Raw genomic sequence first — 1,273 nt, 5'->3', positions numbered from 1 at the left:
CAGTTCCGCAAAGCGGCCAATGACACCCGGGGCTCATTTGTGCCATCAGAAGTAACCCGCACTGAAACCTATCAGCGTGCTACCCTGCGCTGTGGCCGAGAGCTTAGCCCTTCTGTCTGCCCAGCATCCTCAACACTGAATGCACTGACCTCAACCCAAAATGCAGCAACCTCATCCCAAAACACAGCAGCCTCAACCCAAAACACAGCAGCCTCAATCCAGAACTCACAACCCTCAACTCCGACTACAGCAAGCACGGCCACTGCCGCTTTGACTTCTTCATCTTCTGCGGCTGTTTTGCCAGGCTCTGCAACCCTGTACACACCTGTTATTACAGTCACGCCGTCTGATGTTTCCCTGGCCCCGGTTACTTCATCAACACCTGTGGACTCACACTCCTCAGCGGTTCGCCCTGTTGCCCTCGGCGCTTTTTCTGCCTTGACGGTTTTATTCGTGATGACCAGATGGCTACAATAATTCAAATAGCTCTATCGCCTTTGAAGGCGCGTGGGGCGGCGGCTCTCGCTCACAACAGAAGCAACAAAAAACGGCATTTGTCGTGATATCGATACAGCAACTGCAGCAAGAGAACTCACGGCCCTCGGTTGCTTAACACCGCTCAAGGTCTACACTACAAAGCCTGTTGTACTTATTGCTCGACTCCAGCCTCTCTTGTTGACCAGAGTTTTTTTATGTATTTTTGCCGTTTCTTTGCTTTATCAACACTCCTTCTGCATGGGGCTGGTACAGAGGCCGAGCTGATTGATCCGGAGCCTGAAGTTGAGCTGTTTTCTGCTCACCTCGGGCCACGGTATTTTGCCAAAACACCTCCTTATGGCGCATTGGATGCTATCATGTGGAAGATGAATGATCTGCCCACCTTCCGATGCCCTACAAGTTTTGCTCACCAAAGCTCAACCTACGATGACCGAAAGGACGAGGTAACTAATTCTTTTGGAGCCAGGTTTCAGCGTAACACCAACTTTAACAATGGCCGTTACTTTCATTTTGACAGTCAGGCTTATCGCAGGATCGACCGTAATCAAGCCAAAAATCCCCACTGCGACAATTCCTACCATGCCTGCTCAAAACTAAGAAGTCGTAATGTAGGCATCCACATTTATAGTTCTCCAACCGCTCTTATAGGTAGATTCCATATTTATTATTCTCCAACCTCTGTTGTTTGCCTCTCAGAGATGCCAATGTTTAAACAACTGGTGATCAACACCAAAACGGATCAACTGGGAGATCATGATTGCGGCGTCTTTCCACC

2 protein-coding genes are annotated in these 1,273 nt (G+C 49.3%); both read left to right on the top strand.

The window, feature by feature from the left end; translation table 11 throughout:
- Positions 1-477 (top strand): hypothetical protein (locus GZ78_RS30425; RefSeq protein WP_236631642.1); only part of this gene is annotated, 477 nt, incomplete at its 5' end.
- 215 nt (positions 478-692) lie between these two features.
- A partial coding sequence (locus GZ78_RS29620) for a hypothetical protein (protein WP_034840762.1) occupies positions 693-1,273 on the top strand: 581 nt, incomplete at its 3' end.

Source organism: Endozoicomonas numazuensis, from assembly GCF_000722635.1.
In the GTDB taxonomy this organism is placed as follows: Bacteria; Pseudomonadota; Gammaproteobacteria; order Pseudomonadales; family Endozoicomonadaceae; genus Endozoicomonas_A; species Endozoicomonas_A numazuensis.
Note: the sequence above shows the minus strand (reverse complement) of the source record. Positions and strands in the feature narration are given on the sequence as shown.